Consider the following 21,543-nt stretch of genomic DNA (forward strand, 5'->3'; position numbering starts at 1 on the left):
TTAGTTGGGGCAGTGCCCCAACTAAATCTTTTTTACATTATTCTAATATTCCACCTTTTACAGGTTGATATCGTTTATGTGAACAAAAATAGTCTTTTGCTTTTAATACATCTTTTTTTATTTCTTCAACAAGTTGCTCTACACTATTGAATTTTTTCTCTCCTCTAATTTTTTCAATAAAATAAATTTCAATATGCTCTCCATAAATCTCACTACTGAAATCCAAAATAAATGTTTCTACACTTATATTTCCATCGTTGTCAAAGGTAGGATTGTTACCAACATTGGTTATACTAAAGTGGATACTGTCTTTAATTTTCACCTTAGAAATATATACTCCTTTTGCTGGGAAAACAACATGTTTTTCTGGTATAATGTTTACAGTTGGAAAGCCTAAAGTTTTTCCAATTCCTTTTCCTTTCTCAACCTTCCCTGTTATAGAATAGTGCCTTCCTAAAAGCAAAAAAACTTTACCCATACAACCTTTTTTTATGTATTTTCTAATAATAGAACTACTTACTATTTTATCATCAAGTTTGACAGGTGGTATTACTATAACTTTAAAACCAAACTTTTTTCCAAGTTCTTTTAAAAGATTTATATCCCCCTGACCTCTATAACCAAACCTGTAATCATAACCTGCCACTGCAAGCTTCATATTAAGTTTTTCAACAAGTACATTTTTTACAAAATTCTCTGGTTTGATTCTTGAATATTCTTCATCAAATTTCTCAAAATATGCATACTTAAGTCCAGTTTGATTTAAAAGCTCTATTTTTTTGTCTATTGTAGTAATTAAAGGCTTGAAAAGTTTTTTCCTTATAATATTTTCAGGATGTTTCATAAAGGTATATACCACTGATTCTAAGGAGTTTAAAAGTGATTCATTTATTAATGTGTTTATTAGTGCCATATGTCCTAAGTGTAAGCCATCAAAATTCCCTAAGCCTACTCCTGTTGGTTTCATGAAATTGTAATCTGAATTCGAATCATATATTGTCTTCATACTTTCATTCCTAACATTAATCATATAAACATCTTTTTTGATTTTAATATAGTGCTGTCATTGACTCTAATTATCTGGCCTAACGCCAAAAACCTTCCACCGTATCCATAAACTTTAAGGCTTTTTTCATTTTTAAATCTATCATCAATTTTTATTTTCATTCCATTTGCAAACTTCTTTGTATCTTTAGAACTCAATGTTATCTTATTATAATTTCTAAATATTTCATCAATTAAAATCATTCTTTTTTGAAGCGTATCTTCAATTGCAAATGCCTCTATTTCCTCTAAAGTAAGTGTAGTGGAAAGATCAAAAACCCCTGCCTGTCTTCTCAATAAAAAAGACATATATCCTCCACAACCTAATTTATTACCTATATCGTCACAAAGAGTTCTGATATAGGTTCCTTTTGAACACTCTACATCAAAAACAACTGTCTTTTCTTTTATGTGTAAAATATCAATGGAATATATTTTTATATTTCTTGGTTTTCTTTCTATAACTTTTCCTTCTCTTGCAATGTCGCACAGTTTTTTCCCATTAACCTTTAAAGCAGAATGCATAGGTGGTATTTGACTATATTCTCCAACAAAAGATTTAACAACTTTTTCTATTTCATTTCTAGAAACATTAACAGGACTTTTTTTTATTATTTCACCTGTGCCATCTTGGGTATCAGTAGAGACACCTAAGGTTAACTCTGCCCTGTAGGTCTTGTCTTTATCAATCAAAAATTCAATGGCTTTTGTGGCTTTGCCTATACAAACTGGCAAAACACCAACTGCACAAGGATCTAGCGTTCCTGTATGCCCTATTTTTTTTATTTTTAGAACTCTTCTCAAATAACCAACTACATCAAATGAAGTCATGCCTGCAGGTTTTAGTACATTAATTATACCATCCATTATAAAACTTTTTTTATCTCCTTTAAAAGCATTGCTTTAATATCGTCCATATATCCATTTATTGTGCATCCAGCCGCATTTTTATGTCCGCCACCACCTAGCTTGTTTGCTATAACCGATACATCAACATACTTTTTAGATCTTAAATTTATTTTAAAACTTTCATTTTTATTCTGCCTAATAAGAACTGCAACCTCTATACCTCTTATATTTCTTCCTATATTAACAATGCCGTCACAATCTTCTTCTCTTGCACCAGCATTTTTAATCATATTATCAGTAACAGTTATAACTGCAACTTTTCCATCTTCTAATATTTGAAGGGTTTCTATTGCTAATCCCATCAACTTTGTTTTAGGCAAAGACATTGTTTCAAACAACAGTTGTGAAACCCATGAAACATCTACACCATTGTCTATTAAGTCTGAAACTATTTGATGGGTGACAGATGTAGTATTTTTATATCTGAACCCACCTGTATCTGTAGTTATAGCAACATAAATACAGGTAGATATTTCTTTTGTTAGTGAAAGTCCCATCATTTTTATCAATTGATATATTATTTCCCCTGTAGCCGAAGAAGTTGTTTTTACAAGATTTAATCTTGCAAATTCAGTATTTGTTGCATGATGATCTATATTAATAGTATCAGATGCAGACTTTAAAATCTCAACTCTCTTTCCAAGGCGTTCAATATCCCCTGTATCTAAAGCCAACACAAGGTCATATTTTTTAACTTCGCCTTGGTAAACTTCAACAAATTCTGTGCCTGGAAGAAAATTGTAGCTCAATGGAATTTCTTCCTCGATATAAATTATTGGTTCAATTCCCAGCTCCTTCACCGCATAGGCAAGGGCAATGCTTGAACCCAGAGCATCCCCATCTATTGATACATGCGGTAAAATTGCAACCGTATTCACCTCTTTTATTGTAGAAATAATATTACTTTCAATCATTATTGCAACTCCCCAATCTTTCTAATAAAATCAATTTTTAACCTTTTACTTTGTAACTACTTCTCCCTGTCCTTTATATCATCTATAAGCTTTGAAATCTGTACTCCATATTCAATGGAATTATCAAGTTCAAAAATAATTTCAGGTGTATGACGTACTTTAAGTCTATGACCTATTTCACGCCTTATAAAACCTGCTGCACTTTTTAATCCTTCTAATGCTTCTTTTTTTTCAGCATCATCTGCCATAATGCTAACAAACACCTTGGCATAATGTAAATCTTTTGTCGCCTTTACATGTGTAACGCTAATGAGTTTTGAAAGCCTTGGATCTTTAAGATCATTTTGTATAATACTGCTTATTTCTCTTTTTATCTCTTCAGAAATTCGTACACTTCTGTCCATTCAAAAACACTCCTAAAAAATAGTTGTTACTCGTTATTTTTCTACCTCTTCCATAACGTAAACTTCAATAACATCGCCTTCTTTAATATCGTTATACCTTTCAAGGGATAATCCACATTCATAGCCCTGTGCAACTTCTTTTACATCGTCTTTAAACCTTTTAAGAGAAGCAAGTTTTCCTTCATGAACAACAATGCCGTCTCTCACAAGTCTAATACTAGAATTTCTAACAATTTTCCCATCTGTTACATATGCACCGCCAATAGTACCAATACCTGAGACCTTGAATGTCTGTCTTATTTCAACATGACCAGTAACAACTTCCCTATAAGTTGGATCAAGTAATCCTTTCATAGCTGCCTGAATATCTTCAATTGCATTGTAAATAATTGTGTATAACCTTAAATCAACTCCTGCATCTTTTGCAATTTCTGTAACATTTCCAGCAGTTCTCACATTAAAACCAATTATAATTGCATTTGACACCTGAGCAAGAGTAACATCCGACTCTGTAACTGCACCTACTCCTCCATGGACTATCCTAACTCTCACTTCTTCATCGGTAAGTTTTTCTAATGATTGTTTAACAGCTTCAACGGATCCTTGAACATCTGCCTTTACAATTATATTCAATTCTTTTACTTCACCTGCTTGAATTTGATTAAATAAATCATCAAGTGAAACTCTAGCAGTAGAATTTAAGTGTTGTTCTCTTTGCTTTTGCTTTCTCTTTTCTACAAGTTGTTTTGCAACTTTTTCATCAGTTATGGCATAGAATATTTCTCCAGCTTTAGGAACTTCTGGAAGTCCGAGTATCTCAACAGGTGTTGAGGGACCAGCTTTTGTAATTTTTTGACCTTTATCATTTGCCATTGCCCTTATCCTACCAACTAATGCTCCAGTAACAATGGAGTCTCCATGATTTAACGTTCCTCTTTGAACCAACATAGTAGCTATAGGTCCTCTGTCTCTGTCAAGCTTTGCCTCTACAACAGTTCCCTTTGCCTGCCTGTTTGGATTTGCTTTTAGTTCAAGTATATCTGACGCTAAAAGTACCATTTCTAGCAAGTTGTCTATATTTTTTCTGTTTTTAGCTGAAACCTCGACACAAATAGTTTCTCCACCCCATTCCTCTGAGATGAGACCATGTTCTGTTAACTCCTGTTTAACTCTGTCAGGGTTAGCTCCAGGTTTATCCATTTTATTAATTGCAACAATTATTGTAACATTTGCAGCTTTTGCATGGTTAATTGCTTCTATTGTCTGAGGCATAACACCGTCATCTGCTGCAACTACAAGTATAGCTACATCAGTTACCTGAGCTCCTCTTGCTCTCATAGCTGTAAATGCTTCATGTCCAGGAGTATCAAGAAACGTTATATCTCTATTATTAGCATTAACCATATATGCACCAATATGCTGAGTAATTCCACCAGCCTCACTGTCAATAATATTTGTTTCTTTTATTGCATCTAAAAGTGATGTTTTTCCGTGGTCAACATGCCCCATTACAACAACAACAGGGGGTCTTGATTCTAGTCCTTCTTCATTCTCATCTTCAGAATCATCAAAAAGAATATCCTCTTCATTAACAACAATTTGTTTTTCAGCCTTAATACCGTACTCATCTGCTATTATTGATGCAGTATCAAAATCTATTTCCTGATTTACTGTTGCCATTACACCTAAATTCATTAAACGCTTAATTATCTCTGCAGATGCTTTTTTAATAGACTCTGCAAATTCTTTAACCGTCATTGTTTCCGGCAGCTTTACAGATGTAAGAACAGCTTTAGGTGGAATATACTTTTCTTTTTTAACTTCTTTTTTATTTTTGTTCATCTTCTTTGGCTTTTTCTTGCCATCACTATAAAATTCATCTAAAGCCCTGTCATCAGACAAAATTTCTTTTACTTCTTTTTTTGCTCCAAAAATATTTTTATTTGGTTTGTTTTTATTTTTTGAAGAGTTAAAAGGTTTCTTTGGTTTATTATCTTTTTTTACATCCTTATTACCTTTAAAGTCCCGTCTTTCTGAACGCTGTTGATTATTTAACTCTTCTTTTTGCATAGGCGTTAACTCAGCCTTTGGTATTTCTAAAGGCTTTTTTGCTGACCTGTTAACATTTTTGTCTTTTTGATTTATCCCTTTACTTTCCTGTCTATTTCCACCCTTTGTACCATGTGAACGAGATACATTGTTTTTAGCTGAATCCCTATTTTTGAAATCTGTTTTTCTATTCTCATTTTGTCTATTATTTTTTTGTCCATAACGTGCCTGCTTATCATTTGTCTGTTTATCAGTTGTTTGTTTGTTGTTTGTATGTCTGTTATTTGTCTGTTTACTAGAAGTTTCTTGAGGTTTTCCAGATTTATTATTATCTTTTTTACCTTTATCGAACTTTTTATCTGATACATTTTCTTTTTTTACTTCGTTGCTCTTTTCCTTTTTTTCATCTTTAAACTGCTTTTTTCCTTTAGAATCCTCAACCGATTTTACATTATTTAGTTTTTTATCATCATCCTGCTTAAATTGGTTGGAATCTTTTTTAAAATTAGCAGGTTGATTTTCTTTATATTTTGTTTTAATAGCTTCATTCTTCCTTTCGTTTGACAAATCATCTCGATTTTGACTATTTTTTTCTTGACTTTTTTCAACCATCTTATTCTCTGACAATTGTGACTTTTCTTTCTTTTTGTCAGAAGGTTTGTTTGCAGTATTCTTTTTTAAATCCGGCTTTGTTTCTCTCACCAATCCTGGTCTTAAGCCAGATGTGGATGTAGCCACTTTTACATATTCATTTTTTCTCTTCTTATTACCACCTTTTCCAGCTCTTTTTTGATTTTTATAATTATTAGATTTCCCATCAACGGACGTATCCTTTTTATCTTCAGTGTCTAGGTTAATCTCTGTCTTTCTAATTATCCTAGGTGCTTTTTTTGAATCTTTTTTCATAGCCTCATTATTAGCTAGAGGAATAGACTTTTTCCTGTCGTCAGAAACATCCTTTTCTTTATCATGTCGTATAACTCCAATGTAATCGTATAGGGAATCCAGTTCTTTACCCTCTAGAAGACTCATATGATTTTTGACAACTATGTCTATTTCCGATAATTTTTCTATTAGTCTTTTGCTAGTGGTATTCAACTCCTTTGCAAGCTCATAAACTCTTTTTTTTGTCAATATCTTCACCCCCGCAAGCATTATTCTCATCATCTATCATTCTAATTAGATTATTGGAAAATCCCTTATCCAGTATAGCCACTACTGAATTTATTCCTTTTCCGATAAATTTTCCCAATAATTCCTTAGCTCCAAATATTCTCATGTCTACACTCTTGTGAAGACATGCATCATTATACTTCTTTTTAGTATTAAATGAAGCATCCCTTGCAACAACAATCAACTTTACTTTTCCAGCTTTTAAAAGTTTTTCACATGTTTCATCGCCTGAAGTCAATTTATTGGCCTTCTTAGCCATCCCCAGAAAAGAGTATACCCTATTTGCCATTATCCGCCTCCAATTCTTTTTTTAATGCTTCATATATTTCACCATCAATAGAAGTTTCAAATGCCTTTTCAAATCTACTAGCCTTTCTGGCTTTATCAAAGCACTCAATTTTTTTACAGACATACGCTCCTCTACCAGGCTTCTTGCCAACAAAATCAATGGATATTTCATTTTCTTTGTTTTTCACTATCCTAATCAAATCCCTTTTAGGTTTCATCTCCTGACAACCCAAACACATCCTCATGGGAATCTTTTTTTTCTTCACAAATATCACTTCCCTAAACCAACTTGTTCATTTTCATAGATAAAACAGCAAAAAACTTAAACCTCTTCAGGTTTTGGAACAATATCCTCTTCTGTGTTATCTTCTAAATCTTCCCCATCATCTTCTTCCACATATCCTTCTTCCATCTCTTCATCAACATTGCTTTCTGAATCACTTTCTACATCATTTTCTTCAAAATTCTCATCTAAATTGTCCACTTCATATTGTTCTTCATTATATTCTTGGTGGCTTTCTTCTGAATCTTTATCAATATTATCTTCTGCACCATCCTCTTCCATATCTTCATCATACACATAATTATCGTCAAAATTAAAGAACTGCTGTTCAATATGTGCTCTAAGTTGTGATTCACTTTTTATATCAATCTTCCATCCAGTTAATTTAGCAGCAAGCCTTGCATTTTGACCTTCTTTTCCTATTGCTAGGGATAATTGGAAATCTGGCACTGTCACTTTTGCACTTTTTTCCTCTTCATTTACTTCCACTCTAACCACTTTAGCTGGACTAAGACTACTTGAAATATACTCTTTTGGATCACTGCTCCAAGTTATTATATCTATTTTTTCTCCACGAAGCTCATCAACAATAGCTTGAACCCTCGTTCCCTTTTGCCCCACACATGCTCCAACAGGATCAACATTGTCCTCTCTTGAATACACCGCAATTTTTGTCCTAGAGCTTGGTTCTCTTGAAACACTTTTTAGTTCAACTATACCTTCATGAATTTCAGGCACCTCCAACTCAAACAACCTTTTTACAAGTCCTGGATGTGTTCTGGAAACCATAATTTGGGGCCCCTTGGTGGTCTTTTTAACTTCCGTTATATAGGTTTTTATTCTGTCATTAAACCTATACTGTTCACCAGGCACCTGTTCTGTAGGTGCTAGTATTGCTTCTGCTTTTCCAAGATCAATAATTACATTTTTTCTCTCAGTTCGCTGTACAATTCCTGTAACTATTTCTTCTTCCTTGTTGGAAAACTCATCAAAAATAATTCCTCTTTCAGCTTCCCTTATACGTTGAACTACAACCTGCTTTGCTGTTTGTGCTGCTATTCTTCCAAATTTCTTTGGAGTAACTTCTATTTCTACAATATCATCTTCTTCCAACTCAGCATTTATTTTTTTTGCATTCTCAATTGATATCTCTGAATGATCATCATGTGGGTCATCAGTTACCTTTTTTAATGCATATACTTTAAACTCTCCGCTTTCATGCTCAATTGAAACTCTTACATTCTGAGAAGAACCAAAATTTCTTTTATACGCAGATATAAGAGCGGCCTCTATAGCCTCTATCAATATTTCTTTATTAATTCCTTTTTCTTTGCCTAACTGTTCCAATGCATGAATCAAATCCGCACTCATTTTAGAACCTCCTTGTTTAATTTCATATCGCAACTTAAAATCTTATAGATCGTCTTACAAGTGAAACTTTTTCTTTTTCAAATTCAATTCTTTCTCCGTTCTCTTGATTTATAACTATTTTATTATCTATTAAACCAATTAGTTCCCCTACAAATACCTTTTTGCCATTGATTGAGCCAAACAACTTTACTTCAACCAACTCACCTTTAAACTTCTTAAAATCAGATTCCTTTTTAAGGGGTCTTTCAAGCCCTGGTGAAGAAACTTCAAGAAAATAGCTTTGAGGAATTGGATCTTCCCTGTCAAGCAAATCGCTTATTTCTTCACTAACAACTTTACAATCATCAATGGTTATTCCTCCTGATTTATCTATGTAGATTCTCAAGTACCAGCTTGATCCCTCTTTTATAAACTCAACATCTACTAGGTCATATAGATACTTTTCTACTATAGGTTCTGCCAAATTAGTCACAATTTCTTCTATTTTCTTTTTAGACATATCTACCTCCACTAAGGAAAATAAAATTAATTTTTACACATAAAAGCTTAAGGGCAACATGCCCTTTATCTTATAGGTTTCTACAACTTTTTACTAACTTATTTTCTGTTACACTTTATATAATTCCATTTCAACTAAAAGCCTAGAAACCCCTGCCTCAAACCTGTCAAGTACATTATCAACTTTTAAGGCTTCCAATAATAATACGAAAGAGTGGGTTTTCCCCACTCTTTGCATTTATGCTACTATTTGCTTTAGTCCAAATGTATTATACCATTATTATTTGTATTTATCAATAATTTTATTATATTTATTTTTAAAAAGACAAATTTTCCTCTTGTTAACAAAATAAACTTATCTGATTACTTTCAGGCAAATCCTTTAGACAGCCATTATTTTGAAGTATTTCTATAACTGACTTGCTTATTTTAGATTTTATACGCAAGTCATCAATAGAGATAAAGTCGCCATCTTTTCTTGCTTCAACAATATTTTGTGCAGCTGCATTGCCAAGACCTTGAAGAGCATTTAAAGGAGGTCTTATGCCATTGGCGGATATTTGAAATTTTGTTGCATCAGATTGGTATAAGTCAATAGGAAGAAACTTTATACCCCTTGCATACATTTCATTTGCAACTTCTGAAATTGTCAAAACATTTTTTTCTTTTTGAGTAAGTGTATTTCCTCTTTGCTCTAACTCTTTAATTTTGTTTTGTACTCTATTTTGCCCATTACACATAAGTTCAGCATCAAAGTCATCTGCTCTGACTGTAAAATAAGTTACATAAAATGCTTCAGGATAATTCACCTTAAACCAAGCAATCCTAAAAGCCATCATTACATAAGCAGCTGCATGGGCTTTAGGGAACATATATTTTATTTTTTTACAGGAATTTATATACCACGCAGGTACCTTTTTTTCCTTCATTTCTTTTTCATACTCTTCTTTTAATCCCTTTCCCTTTCTTACATCTTCCATTATTTTAAAAGACATTTTAGGAGGTAATTCTGCCTGCAAAAGGTAAAGCATTATATCATCTCTTGTACTTATAACATTAGGTAAGGTAGTAATGTTATCCCTAATAAGCTCCTGAGCATTATTTAGCCATACATCTGTTCCATGAGATAATCCTGATATTCTTATAAGCTCTGCAAAAGTAGTTGGCTTAGTATCTACCAGCATTTGTCTTACAAATCTGGTTCCAAACTCAGGAATTGCAAAAGTCCCTACCTGACTGTTAATATCTTCAGGTTTAATACCCAAAGGCTCTGTACCGCTAAAAATACCCATTGTATGTTTTTCACCAATTGTTATAGTTGTAGCATCTACTCCAGTTAAGTCCTCCAGCATTTTTATAACTGTAGGATCATCATGTCCAAGTATATCAAGCTTTAAAAGACATCCACTTATCGAGTGATAATCAAAATGGGTTGTTATAATGCTTGATGAAGTGTCATCTGCCGGTCTTTGAATAGGACAAAACTCAAATATATCATTATCCTGTGGTACAATCATAACTCCGCCTGGATGTTGTCCTGTTGTCCTCTTAACTCCGCTACATCCTTTAACAAGCCTGTTTATCTCTGCATTTGTAGTCACAATTTCTCTATCATCTAAATAGTTTTTAACAAACCCAAATGCCGTTTTTTCTGCAATAGTTCCTATTGTACCTGCTCTATAAACATGTCCTTCACCAAAAAGTTCCTCTGTATATTTATGTGCCTGAGGCTGATATTCTCCTGAAAAGTTTAGGTCAATATCAGGCTCCTTATCTCCATCAAATCCTAAAAAAGTTTCAAAAGGAATGTCATACCCGTCTTTTTTCAAAGGTTTTTTGCAATTTGGGCATTCTTTGTCAGGAAGGTCAAATCCACATCCAAAACTGCCATCTTCAATAAATTCAGAATACTTACAGACTTCGCAAACATAATGTGGCGGAAGTGAATTAACTTCAGTAATTTCTGTTAAATATGCAACAAAAGATGAACCAACCGACCCTCTTGAACCAACAAGGTATCCATCTGACAGCGATTTTGTCACCAGTTTTTGAGAAATAATATACATTACAGAAAAACCGTTTTTTATAATTGAATTCAATTCGCTTTCCATACGATCCTTTACTATCTTTGGAAGATTTTCACCATAAATCTCCTTTGCTTTTCCTTCTGAAAGAGTTCTCATCTCTTGCTCTGCCCCTTCTATTTTAGGTGGAAATGTTCCTTCTGGTATAGGAAGTATTTCTTCACACATATCAGCTATTTTGTTTGTGTTCTCAATAACCACTTCACGAGCCTTTTCTTCTCCTAAATATCTAAATTCATCAAGCATTTCATATGTTGTTCTAAAATATAGAGGTGCCTGATTATCTGCATCAGAAAAGCCCTGTCCTGCCATAAGAATTCTTCTGAACACTTCATCTTTAGAATCCATAAAGTGAACATCGCAAGTAGCAGCTACAGGCTTTTTGTACCTATTTCCAAGTTCAACAATTTTTTTATTTATATCTTTAAGATCTTCCTGACTTTCTACCATGCCTTTATCTATAAGAAATTGATTGTTTCCTAAAGGTTGAATTTCTAAATAATCATAAAACTTTGCAATTTTTTTGATATCTTCTTCACTTTTCTTTTCTAATATAGCTTTATATAGTTCTCCTGCCTCACATGCACTTCCTAATATTAGCCCTTCTCTGTATTCCATGAAAAGTTTTTTAGGCACACGGGGTTTTTTATAAAAATACTCTAGATGCGATTTTGACAAAACTTTATATAGATTTTTAAGACCTGTATAATTCTTAGCAAATATTATTGCATGATATGCATTTGCCTTTTTATAATTTACACTGTCCCCAAAGGCATTTTGAATGTCATCTATTTTTTCTACACCCTTTTCTTTTAATAGTTCGATACACTTTATAAAAATTTTTCCACACGCAACTGCATCATCTAAAGCTCTATGGTGATTTTCAAGTGATATTTTTAAATGTTTGGCTACAACATTTAATCTGTGCTTTTTTAATTTTGGGAACATTTGCCTTGACAACTCTAATGTATCTATTACAGAGCAATCTAAATTATAATCCAGCACTCTACAACTTTTTATTATAAAACTCATATCAAAAGAAGCATTATGAGCTACAACTACAGCATCTTTTATAAATTCTAAAAATTTAGGAAGAACCTTGTCAATAGAAGGTGCATCTTTTACCATTTCATCTGTTATTCCAGTTAAATTAACAATTTTTTCAGGTATAGGTATACCTGGATTTACAAAAGTACTATATTCATCAATTATTCTACCATCACTTATCTTCACAGCACCTATTTCTGTAATTTTTTCAGTATCAGCATTAAGTCCAGTTGTTTCTACATCAAAGGCAACAAACTCTCCACCTAAAGACTGCCCCTTTGAATTATATGTTACAGGTATCTTATCATCTAGCAAGTAAGCTTCTACACCATATAGTATTTTTATATTGTTTTTCTTTCCAGCAGCACATGCATCTGGATATGCCTGAACCACTCCATGATCAGTAATAGCCACAGCTTTGTGTCCCCACTTGGCTGCTCTTTTTATAAGGTCTTCAGCTGAGGTTACTGCATCTAAGGAACTCATCTGAGTATGAAGGTGCAGTTCAACCCTTTTCTCTTTTGCATCATCAAATTTTACTTCTTTATCTGCCTTTAAAACATTTGAAGAAAGCACAGTAACTTCTCTGGAAAACTTGTCATATTGTGCTTCTCCTCGCACCTTTAAACATACCCCTTCTTTTATTGACTCCTTTATATCAGAAAACTTGTCCTTGTTTAAAAAAAGTTTAACAGTAAGAGATGCTGTATAATCGGTTATATCAAATATATAAAGGATTTTTCCGCTTTTTAATTCTCTCTCTTCAGTTCTAAAAACCTCACCAGCTATAACAACACGACCTGAATCCTGGGTCACCTCCGACATAGGAACTTCACTTTCATTAAACATTTTTCCTAAAATTACATCCCCAGAGCTTTTTGTAATGTTCACCTTTTTAGCTTTTGAATTGTCTTTAACAGCATCAAATGGCTTTTCAGAAACAGCAAAGTTTACAACCTTATTTTCTTCCCTTACCTTATGCTCCATGTATTCTTCCTTTTTAGTGTCATCCATTTTAACGTCCTCAAACTGAACTTTAACATCTATATTAAATAATTCTTTTACTATTTTTTCTAAGGTTTTATCACATTTTCTATATTTAAGTATCTCAGTTGCTCTTGTCTTAAGATGAATTATTAAAATTTTATCCTTTAATCCCCATTTGCAACCATTAAGCATTCCCCTGCACATAGCTACATCTTTACTTAAAAAATATAAAATACCATCCCAGTAGGAAGCAAAAATTTCTTCTAAATCAAGGTCTAAATTAAATACAGGTTTGACATAAACCTGATCAAGTGAAAAACAATTCTTTAAAGTCTTTTCTAATCTATCAATATCAGCAAAAGCTATAAATTTATCTGACAAAATAAAAATTTCCAGCTTTCTAGATTTTTTATATACATTTATTTTTTGTATTTGAACATCATTAAAAGAACTATGTATTTTCTCATCATTGTATACCTCAGGGAACAATTCTTTGAGTTTTTGCATTTGTTTCTCTCCCCTTTTTACTTAAATATAACTAAAACTATTCTAGCATAAATATTAAAAACATAAAAGAAATTAATAAGATAAGGGTGCATATATTTAATGTGAAGAACAATGTTTCTTCCATATTTTCATTCAAATAAATAACATGTTCCCTAAGATAAGGGTGTATATATTTAATTTTCATTCAATAAATAACATGTGCCCGCAAGAAATGCTTCTCCTTATAGAAGTTACATATTATACTAAGGCAAAGAGTTTAAAATATTGTTTTTTTAGATTTTGTGTACTTCTTCAACTAATTGATCCACTATTTTTTCCTGAGGTATTTTCCTCACTATTTCTCCCTTTTTAAATAAAACAGCTTCATTTTTTCCACCTGCAATGCCAATATCTGCTTCCTTTGCTTCACCTGGACCATTTACTTCACACCCCATTATTGCTACTTTAATATTTTTATTCACATTAAAAAGTCTCTTTTCAACTCTATTTGCAATATCAATAAGATTTATTCTGCATCTTCCACAAGTGGGGCATGATACAAAATCTATACCCCCCTCTTTAAGTGCTAAAGATTTTAGTATTAAATTTCCAACCCTTACTTCATTTTTAGGCTCTCCTGTCAAAGATACTCTGATGGTATCTCCTATTCCTTCTGCTAAAAGACATCCAATACCAATAGACGATTTGATAGTTCCTCCATTTAAAGTTCCTGCCTCAGTAACTCCTAAATGCAAAGGGTAATCTGAGTTCTGAGACATTAATCTATAGGCAGCTATTGTCATTGGTACACTTGATGCCTTTAAAGATAATGCTATATCAAAAAAGTTTTCTTCTTCCAATATTTTAGCGTGATTTAAAGCACTTTCTACCATAGCTTCTGAAGTAGCACCACCATATTTATTTATTATTTCTTTTTCTAAAGATCCTGAATTTACACCTATTCGAATAGGTATTTCTCTTTCTTTTGCCACTTTGACAACTTTGCTTACTCTTTCTCTGTCACCTATGTTTCCAGGGTTTAATCTAATTTTATCCGCACCATTTTCCATAGCAGATATGGCAAGGCGATAATCAAAGTGTATATCTGCAACAAGTGGAACCTTCACAGATTTTTTTATCACACCTAAAGCCTCAGAAGCCTCACTGTCTAAAACTGCAAGTCTTACAATGCTGCATCCTTCTTCTTCTAGTTCTTTTATCTGAGCTATTGTGGAATTGATATCCCTAGTGTCTGTATTGGTCATAGACTGCACTGTAACTGGTGAATCTCCCCCAATATATACATTTCCCACTCTGATTTTTTTAGTCTGTTTTCTTTCTGTACATCCACCTAATATCATCATTTAGCCCCTTAATATATTTATAATATAATTTGTTGTTCTGTCTTAACAATATAGCGTGGTCGTTTTGGTTTAATTTACTATATTAATAATATCATTTGTTGTTATAATTATTGCCAGACCAATAAGGAGAAAGAAACCTACAGTCATAACTATTGCTTCTTTTTCTATCGGAACAGGCTTTCTTCTAATTGCTTCAATTCCCAGCATTACTAATTTACTTCCGTCAAGTGCTGGAAAAGGTATTAAGTTTGTAGCCCCTATAGCAACACTTATTAAAGCAGTTAATTCTAAAAGTCTTAATATAGCGTCATTTATAGAAACATCTTGAACAGCTTCATTCATAACAGATCCAATTCCTACCGGTCCTGCCATATTGCCAAAGGAAATCTGACCTGTAACCAACCATCCAAGGGAAATAGGAACCATACGTGCGTTTGAAAATGTAAAAATTGCTGAATGCTTTACTACATCAAAAAAATTGCCATCTTCTTCTTTTTCAAAAGCCATTCCAACATAATAGTGTTCATTATCAATTACTTTTTCAGGAATAAGACCTATTTCTACAGTTTCCGACTCTCCTTCTCTCTCAACTGTAAGTATTATAGGATTTTCTCCATTTTGACTCATAAATGATCTGATTTCGTCAAGATTAGAAACTTCTGTATCATTTATTTTAATTATTCTATCCCCCTCTAAAAGTCCAGCTTCAATTCCTGGCTTATCTTCAGTTAGCGTCCCTACAACATTGGAATTTTCATCATCTAATCCTTCAAATCCTATTAAAAATTGTTCAGCTGGAATTATCCGAGGAGTAATTGGTATATTTTTTCTTTCTTCTTCTATTTCACCATCTCTCACAGTCTCTCTTATAACTTCCACTTCAGTAGGCTCACCTTGTGATGCATATAAAAAATTTATAAATTCAATTTGTTGAAACACCCTTCTATTATTATAACCGACAATCTTGTCACCTTCTCTTATACCCGCTTCATATGCCGGTGAATCCTCTTCAACCTCACCGACAAAAGTTGTTCCATATCCTGCCACACTGTATAACAACATAATAATAATAAACGCTGAAATAATATTTGCAAAAGGACCAGCAGCAATAACCGCAGCTCTTACAGGAACAGATTTTTTGTGAAAAGCCCTCTCACTGTCTGACTCCTCGTCTTCACCTTCCATCTTTACATAGGCCAGTAGGGGAATTGTCCTTAAAGAATATGTGGTTTCTCCTTTTTTAAAGCTAAATATTTTAGGCCCTACAAAAAGGGAAAACTCTTCAACTTTTATATCTGACAGCTTTGCAACCATAAAATGACCAAGTTCATGAATCATAATAATAACATTAAAAGCTAAAATAACCATTAACAATCTCATAAAAATTACCTCCTTGTTTTATTATACCACAACAGTGACGTCTTCATAAATTTTTTTCGCAACTTTTCTTGACCACAAATCAACTTCAACTATATCTTCTAAATGAGGCTCATAGTTAACTGTATGTCTTTGCATAACCTTTTCAATAATCTCTGGTATTTGTGTAAACTTTAATCCACCATTTATAAATAAACCTACAACTTCTTCATTAGCTGCGTTCAATACAACCGGCATAGTTCCACCTGTTTTTATAGATTCATAAGCAAGCTTTAGACAGGGGAAATTTTGCTTATCTGGTAATTCAAAGGTTAAGCTTTTATGTTTTAAAAGATTAAGTTTAGGAAAATCATTAAGCTTTCTATCTGGATATGTAAGTGCAAACTGTATAGGCACTCTCATATCCGGTGAACCTAACTGTGCCATTACAGAACCGTCCTTGTACTCAACCATAGAGTGAATAATGCTTTGAGGGTGAACTAAAACTTCTATTCTATCATCTGGTAGTCCAAACAGCCACTTTGCTTCAATTACTTCTAACCCCTTATTCATCAAGGTTGCTGAATCTATTGTTATTTTACTTCCCATATTCCAGTTAGGATGTTTTAATGCTTCTTTTACTGACACCTTTTTAAGCTCGTCTTTTCCCTTATTTCTAAAAGGTCCTCCTGACGCAGTTAAAATTATTTTTGAAACATCTTTTATATCATTCCCCATTAGACACTGAAAAATAGCAGAGTGTTCACTATCTATAGGTAAAATATTCACTCCCATTTCAGATGCCTTTGTCATCACAATAGAACCTGCTGTTACAAGTGTTTCTTTGTTTGCAAGAGCAACGTTTTTTCCTTTTTCTATTGCTTCTATTGTTGGAATAAGTCCGGCTATTCCAACAATGGAAACTACAACCATTTCAGTACATTCTAATGAAGCTGCCTTTTTTAATCCATCCATACCACTTGTCACTTCAATATCACAATCTAAAAGCCGTTCTCTTAAAACATTTGCCCGCTTTATATCTTTTACCGCCACCATCTTTGGCTTAAATTCTCTCGCCTGAGTCTCAAGTAAATCTATATTTGTATTCCCAGACAAAGCCTCAACTTTGATATTTAAATTTCTTGCTACATCCAACGTTTGAACTCCTATAGAGCCTGTAGAACCTAAAACAGAAATACTATTAATCATTACCAATCTCCTTTTTTAAAAAAACAAAATAAATATATTTTTTAAAATAAAAAACTTATATAAAAATATACTACCGGTGCACAAAACAATATGCTGTCAAATCTATCTAATGCTCCTCCATGTCCCGGCATTATATCTCCATAGTCCTTTACATTGACATACCTCTTTACAGAAGATGCCGCTAAATCTCCAAGCTGAGATATAACTCCACATAAAAGACCTAAACCTGCAAAATAATACAACGGTACTTTATCTAGCACATTAGCATTTAAAAGATACAATCCGTAAACAATAGTTATAAGCATACATCCAAATACTCCACCAATTGCTCCTTCTACAGTTTTTTTAGGACTTATAGATAAAATAAGCTTTCTTTTTCCAAATAATCTACCTGAAAAATACGCAAAAGTATCTGTAGCCCATGCACCTATGAAAATAAACCATACTAAATAACTTCCCATTTCAATATTTCTTGTCAAAATTATAAATGAAAATAAGAAAGTTATATAAAATAAACTAAAAAAGGATAGGGATATATCTATAATGTTATATTTATCATTTAAAAATATAATAAAAGAAAACAAGAACATAACGCCTAAAAAAATAAATAACGCTAAAAACTGCATTGACATCATCTTATTTAAAATCTCTTTTATACTTTCAAAAGAATATTCAAATCCTAAAAAAACCAGCAAAAGGGCAGATAAATAACCTAACGATCTAACCGGTCTATATCCTGCATTTGAAACAGATTTATAAAATTCATTTAATGCAATAAGGCAAATTAAAGAAACAGCTAAACTCAACACAACGTTTCCAGCCCACAGTACCAATGCAAGCAAAACTAATCCAACAACACCACTTGCTATTCTAGTTTTCATAAAAATTATAGTCCTCCATATCGTCTATTTCTGTTTTGATAATCTAATATCGCCTCAACAATGTGGTCTTTTTTAAAATCAGGCCATAAGACATCTGTATACCAAATCTCAGTATATGCAATCTGCCACAATAAAAAATTACTCAACCTGCTTTCATCACCAGGCCTGATAAGTATATCAGGATCTGGCATTCTACCTGTGTAAAGGCTCTTAGATATAATGTTTTCATCAATATCAGCTATGGATATTTTTCCCATGTCTACGTTTTTAACTATCTCCTTTACACCATTTACTATTTCATCTCTGCCACCATAATTTAATGCTATATTTAAAATTAATCCGTCATTTTTACGTGTTTTGTTTGTTACTCTTTCAATCTCTTTTTGAATTTCTGTGCTCATTGCACTTGTATCACCAATTGTTTGTATTCGTACATTTTTTCCACCTATATGCGTCTCTGCATTTTTTAAATAATCAAGCAATAAAGACATAAGTGAACTTACTTCTGATTTTGGTCTTTTCCAATTTTCAGTAGAAAAAGCATATACCGTGAGATACTTTATGCCTATATCACTACAAAAAGTGGAAATAGCCTTTAGTGTTTTGGCTCCTTCTCTATGTCCCATTGTTCTTGGAAGACGTCTTTTTTTTGCCCATCTCCCATTTCCGTCCATTATTATGGCAATATGAACAGGTAATTTGTCTAAATTCAACTCGGTATTATATCTATTCTTTTTAAAAAATCTACTAAAAAAACTCATTTTAACCTCCAAAACATGCCATAATAAAATCTCTGGGCATTTAGCCCCTTCAATATTAAGTCTTTCACTTCGCTTTAAGACTTCTAACAAAAATTTTAGAAAGAAATTGTAATAGTAACAAAATACATTTTAACAAAACCTAATAATATTGTAAAGCTAATATAAACCCCTCTTTTAAAAGAGGGGTTTACAAACAATAAGTTCAATATCTAATTTATTCAATTCCTTTGCATTTATTACTCTGTAATAATCATCATACTCATTTGATAAGTGTTTAGGTGGTGAGGTAACTTTTACAGAATGCAAACATCTGCCTTCCTTTTCGATTATTTCTTTTGCCTCTTTAAAAGTCAATGCTAAAACCTTATTAATCATGCTTTATACCTCAAGTATTTCCTCTTCTTTTTTCTTAATTATGGAATCAATATCTGCAACATAATTGTTGGTTAAATCCTGAATATCTTTTTCTGCAATTTTTAAATCATCTTCAGTGATTTCTGACTTTTTCTCCATGGCTTTCATTTTTTCAATAGCTTCTCTTCTTATGGCTCTAATGGCAACCTTACCCTCTTCTCCATACTTTTTCGAAACTTTTGTAAGTTCTTTTCTTCTGTCTTCAGTTAAAGGAGGGAAAATCAATCTGATTACCTTTCCATCGTTATTTGGATTAATCCCAATATCAGCTTTTTGGATTTCTTTTTCAATATCTTTTAACAACTTTCCTTCCCAAGGTTGAATCACTATAACTCTCGCCTCAGGAGTAGATATATTCGCCAGCTGATTAATTGGTGTAGGAACACCATAATAATCTATAGTTATCTTTTCTAAAATTGCTGGATTGGCTCTGCCGGCTCTAATACCATTAAGTTCTTCCCTTAAAACACTTAACGTTTTATTCATTTTCTCTTTTATGTTTTTGTATTCCTCTTTAGACATACTAGACACCTCTCCTTATATTATATTATTATTGTCCCAATACTTTCACCTGAAACTACTTTTATAATATTTTCAGGATTGTCCAAACCAAAAACTATAATAGGAATGTCATTATCTTTGCAAAGAGAAGCTGCTGTTGAATCCATTACACCAAGTCCTTTATTTAGCACATCAAGATATGAAAGCCGTTCAAACTTTTTTGCTTCTGGATTGGTTTTTGGATCACTATCATACACACCATCAACTTTCTTTGCCAGTAAAATAACTTCAGCATCTATTTCTGCCGCTCTAAGTGCTGCTGTAGTATCTGTTGAAAAATATGGGTTTCCTGTGCCACAGGCAAAAATCACAATTCTCTTTTTCTCTAAATGCCTTACCGATTTTCTTCTTATATACGGTTCTGCTATCTGCCTCATTTCTATTGCAGTCTGAACCCTAGTTGGAACTCCTCTTGTCTCCAATGCATCCTGCAGACCTAAAGCATTTATAACAGTTGCAAGCATACCCATATGATCGGCAGTTGTTCTGTCCATTCCTATTCCACTTCTACCTCTCCAAAAATTTCCCCCACCTACAACAATTGCAATCTCTACTCCAGTTTCGTACACCTCTTTAATTCTACTTGAAACTTCATTTATCGTATCAGTATTTATTCCCTGTTTTTCGTCACCTGCTAAAGCCTCACCACTAATTTTTAAAATAATTCTTTTATATTTAATTTTCTGCATTTGAAAATTTCACCCATTCTTTTCATTATTTCTAAAAAAGGAACATATAATATAAACTATATGCTCCCATAAACTCCATAATAATTAGCCCTTAATCTGTTTCATAACTTCTTCTTCAAAATCCTCTTCCTTCTTTTCTATACCTTCTCCTCTTTCAAATCTTGCAAATCTTCTAATATTTATGTTCTCACCTATAGTAGCAATTTTTTCGTTTAAAAGATCTTGTATAGTCTTATCTGGATCCTTAATCCATGGTTGTTCTAAAAGACATATTTCTTTGTAATATTTTCCTATTCTTCCTTCAACCATCTTTTCAACTATTTTTTCTGGTTTACCTTCATTAAGAGCCTGTGCTTTTAAAATTTCTTTTTCTTTTTCAATTGCCTCAGCCGGAACCTCTTCTCTCTTTATGTATTCAGGCTTGTTTGCTGCAATTTGCATAGCTATCTCTTTTACAAATGCCTTAAACTCTTCATTTTTAGCTGCAAAATCAGTTTCAATGTTAACCTCAACTAAAACACCTATTCTTCCGTCACCATGTATATAAGAGTCAACTAACCCTTCTGCCGCAACTCTTCCTGCTTTTTTAGCAGCTGCTGCAAGACCTTTTTCTCTTAATAATTCACTGGCCTTTTCTATATTACCTTCAGCCTCAGAAAGAGCCTTCTTGCAGTCCATCATACCTGCTCCAGTTTTTTCACGAAGTTCTTTAACCATACCAGCAGTAACCATTCCTACTCCTCCAAACTTTATTTAATTTGTTTAAATATT

20 protein-coding genes are annotated in these 21,543 nt (G+C 32.8%); all 20 read right to left on the minus strand.

The genetic code is table 11. The features are described 5' to 3' along the window. Positions 1-37 precede the first annotated feature (37 nt). A complete protein-coding gene (locus RBH29_RS10690) occupies positions 38-1,030 on the minus strand; it encodes a bifunctional riboflavin kinase/FAD synthetase (RefSeq protein WP_459076773.1) in 993 nt (330 codons plus the stop codon). Continuing rightward, positions 1,027-1,911, minus strand: a complete 885-nt coding sequence (gene truB, locus RBH29_RS10695; RefSeq protein WP_306696812.1) for a tRNA pseudouridine(55) synthase TruB — start codon at positions 1,909-1,911, stop codon at positions 1,027-1,029. Before truB ends, RBH29_RS10690 begins: the two co-directional genes overlap by 4 nt. Continuing rightward, the gene (locus tag RBH29_RS10700) at positions 1,911-2,867 is read right to left on the minus strand and encodes a DHH family phosphoesterase (protein WP_306696813.1); all 957 of its coding nucleotides are present in this window, start codon (positions 2,865-2,867) and stop codon (positions 1,911-1,913) included. Before RBH29_RS10700 ends, truB begins: the two co-directional genes overlap by 1 nt. A gap of 56 nt (positions 2,868-2,923) precedes the next feature. Continuing rightward, the gene (rbfA, locus tag RBH29_RS10705) at positions 2,924-3,271 is read right to left on the minus strand and encodes a 30S ribosome-binding factor RbfA (protein WP_306696814.1); all 348 of its coding nucleotides are present in this window, start codon (positions 3,269-3,271) and stop codon (positions 2,924-2,926) included. Positions 3,272-3,304: 33 nt separating this feature from the next. Continuing rightward, positions 3,305-6,454 carry a translation initiation factor IF-2 gene (infB, locus tag RBH29_RS10710; protein ID WP_306696815.1) on the minus strand — a complete coding sequence of 1,050 codons (3,150 nt, stop codon included), beginning with the start codon at positions 6,452-6,454 and terminating at the stop codon, positions 3,305-3,307. Further along, positions 6,432-6,782 (minus strand): L7Ae/L30e/S12e/Gadd45 family ribosomal protein, encoded by a 351-nt coding sequence (locus RBH29_RS10715; RefSeq protein WP_306696816.1) that lies wholly within the window; start codon positions 6,780-6,782, stop codon positions 6,432-6,434. The genes infB and RBH29_RS10715 overlap by 23 nt, the downstream gene beginning before the upstream one ends. Beyond that, on the minus strand, positions 6,772-7,047 hold the full coding sequence (gene rnpM, locus RBH29_RS10720) for an RNase P modulator RnpM (protein ID WP_306696817.1): 276 nt from the start codon (positions 7,045-7,047) through the stop codon (positions 6,772-6,774). Before rnpM ends, RBH29_RS10715 begins: the two co-directional genes overlap by 11 nt. Before the next feature lie 56 nt (positions 7,048-7,103). Further along, positions 7,104-8,435, minus strand: a complete 1,332-nt coding sequence (gene nusA, locus RBH29_RS10725; RefSeq protein WP_306696818.1) for a transcription termination factor NusA — start codon at positions 8,433-8,435, stop codon at positions 7,104-7,106. Positions 8,436-8,469: 34 nt separating this feature from the next. Next, the gene (gene rimP / locus RBH29_RS10730; protein ID WP_306696819.1) at positions 8,470-8,934 is read right to left on the minus strand and encodes a ribosome maturation factor RimP; all 465 of its coding nucleotides are present in this window, start codon (positions 8,932-8,934) and stop codon (positions 8,470-8,472) included. Between the two features lie 108 nt (positions 8,935-9,042). Beyond that, positions 9,043-9,171 carry a hypothetical protein gene (locus RBH29_RS10735; RefSeq protein WP_306696820.1) on the minus strand — a complete coding sequence of 43 codons (129 nt, stop codon included), beginning with the start codon at positions 9,169-9,171 and terminating at the stop codon, positions 9,043-9,045. A 103-nt stretch (positions 9,172-9,274) separates the two neighbouring features. Then, the gene (locus tag RBH29_RS10740) at positions 9,275-13,558 is read right to left on the minus strand and encodes a PolC-type DNA polymerase III (protein ID WP_306696821.1); all 4,284 of its coding nucleotides are present in this window, start codon (positions 13,556-13,558) and stop codon (positions 9,275-9,277) included. A gap of 272 nt (positions 13,559-13,830) precedes the next feature. Continuing rightward, on the minus strand, positions 13,831-14,898 hold the full coding sequence (gene ispG / locus RBH29_RS10745) for a flavodoxin-dependent (E)-4-hydroxy-3-methylbut-2-enyl-diphosphate synthase (RefSeq protein WP_459076774.1): 1,068 nt from the start codon (positions 14,896-14,898) through the stop codon (positions 13,831-13,833). 72 nt (positions 14,899-14,970) lie between these two features. Beyond that, the gene (gene rseP / locus RBH29_RS10750; RefSeq protein WP_306696823.1) at positions 14,971-16,281 is read right to left on the minus strand and encodes an RIP metalloprotease RseP; all 1,311 of its coding nucleotides are present in this window, start codon (positions 16,279-16,281) and stop codon (positions 14,971-14,973) included. Between the two features lie 21 nt (positions 16,282-16,302). Beyond that, the gene (locus RBH29_RS10755) at positions 16,303-17,466 is read right to left on the minus strand and encodes a 1-deoxy-D-xylulose-5-phosphate reductoisomerase (protein ID WP_306696824.1); all 1,164 of its coding nucleotides are present in this window, start codon (positions 17,464-17,466) and stop codon (positions 16,303-16,305) included. A gap of 41 nt (positions 17,467-17,507) precedes the next feature. Then, entirely contained in the window at positions 17,508-18,347 is an 840-nt protein-coding gene (locus tag RBH29_RS10760) for a phosphatidate cytidylyltransferase (RefSeq protein WP_306696825.1), read from the minus strand. Positions 18,348-18,352: 5 nt separating this feature from the next. Beyond that, a complete protein-coding gene (locus RBH29_RS10765) occupies positions 18,353-19,108 on the minus strand; it encodes an isoprenyl transferase (RefSeq protein WP_306696826.1) in 756 nt (251 codons plus the stop codon). Between the two features lie 174 nt (positions 19,109-19,282). Next, on the minus strand, positions 19,283-19,483 hold the full coding sequence (locus RBH29_RS10770; protein ID WP_306696827.1) for a hypothetical protein: 201 nt from the start codon (positions 19,481-19,483) through the stop codon (positions 19,283-19,285). 3 nt (positions 19,484-19,486) lie between these two features. Then, the gene (frr, locus tag RBH29_RS10775; protein WP_306696828.1) at positions 19,487-20,044 is read right to left on the minus strand and encodes a ribosome recycling factor; all 558 of its coding nucleotides are present in this window, start codon (positions 20,042-20,044) and stop codon (positions 19,487-19,489) included. 20 nt (positions 20,045-20,064) lie between these two features. Further along, positions 20,065-20,772, minus strand: a complete 708-nt coding sequence (gene pyrH / locus RBH29_RS10780) for a UMP kinase (protein ID WP_306696829.1) — start codon at positions 20,770-20,772, stop codon at positions 20,065-20,067. An 84-nt stretch (positions 20,773-20,856) separates the two neighbouring features. Beyond that, entirely contained in the window at positions 20,857-21,504 is a 648-nt protein-coding gene (gene tsf / locus RBH29_RS10785) for a translation elongation factor Ts (RefSeq protein WP_306696830.1), read from the minus strand. Between the last annotated feature and the right edge of the window lie 39 nt (positions 21,505-21,543).

This window comes from Herbivorax alkaliphila (assembly GCF_030848475.1).
Lineage (GTDB): Bacteria > Bacillota > Clostridia > Acetivibrionales > Acetivibrionaceae > Herbivorax.

Coding starts and splice junctions, on each gene's coding strand:
- frr (WP_306696828.1), bottom strand. CDS start 20,044: ATGTCTAAAGAGGAATACAAAAACATAAAAGAGAAAATGAATAAAACG.
- RBH29_RS10740 (WP_306696821.1), bottom strand. CDS start 13,558: ATGCAAAAACTCAAAGAATTGTTCCCTGAGGTATACAATGATGAGAAA.
- rbfA (WP_306696814.1), bottom strand. CDS start 3,271: ATGGACAGAAGTGTACGAATTTCTGAAGAGATAAAAAGAGAAATAAGC.
- rseP (WP_306696823.1), bottom strand. CDS start 16,281: ATGAGATTGTTAATGGTTATTTTAGCTTTTAATGTTATTATTATGATT.
- RBH29_RS10760 (WP_306696825.1), bottom strand. CDS start 18,347: ATGAAAACTAGAATAGCAAGTGGTGTTGTTGGATTAGTTTTGCTTGCA.
- RBH29_RS10765 (WP_306696826.1), bottom strand. CDS start 19,108: ATGAGTTTTTTTAGTAGATTTTTTAAAAAGAATAGATATAATACCGAG.
- ispG (WP_459076774.1), bottom strand. CDS start 14,898: ATGATATTAGGTGGATGTACAGAAAGAAAACAGACTAAAAAAATCAGA.
- RBH29_RS10715 (WP_306696816.1), bottom strand. CDS start 6,782: ATGGCAAATAGGGTATACTCTTTTCTGGGGATGGCTAAGAAGGCCAAT.
- nusA (WP_306696818.1), bottom strand. CDS start 8,435: ATGAGTGCGGATTTGATTCATGCATTGGAACAGTTAGGCAAAGAAAAA.
- truB (WP_306696812.1), bottom strand. CDS start 1,911: ATGGATGGTATAATTAATGTACTAAAACCTGCAGGCATGACTTCATTT.
- RBH29_RS10690 (WP_459076773.1), bottom strand. CDS start 1,030: ATGATTAATGTTAGGAATGAAAGTATGAAGACAATATATGATTCGAAT.
- RBH29_RS10755 (WP_306696824.1), bottom strand. CDS start 17,466: ATGATTAATAGTATTTCTGTTTTAGGTTCTACAGGCTCTATAGGAGTT.
- tsf (WP_306696830.1), bottom strand. CDS start 21,504: ATGGTTACTGCTGGTATGGTTAAAGAACTTCGTGAAAAAACTGGAGCA.
- RBH29_RS10735 (WP_306696820.1), bottom strand. CDS start 9,171: ATGCAAAGAGTGGGGAAAACCCACTCTTTCGTATTATTATTGGAAGCC.
- RBH29_RS10770 (WP_306696827.1), bottom strand. CDS start 19,483: ATGATTAATAAGGTTTTAGCATTGACTTTTAAAGAGGCAAAAGAAATA.
- rimP (WP_306696819.1), bottom strand. CDS start 8,934: ATGTCTAAAAAGAAAATAGAAGAAATTGTGACTAATTTGGCAGAACCT.
- RBH29_RS10700 (WP_306696813.1), bottom strand. CDS start 2,867: ATGATTGAAAGTAATATTATTTCTACAATAAAAGAGGTGAATACGGTT.
- pyrH (WP_306696829.1), bottom strand. CDS start 20,772: ATGCAGAAAATTAAATATAAAAGAATTATTTTAAAAATTAGTGGTGAG.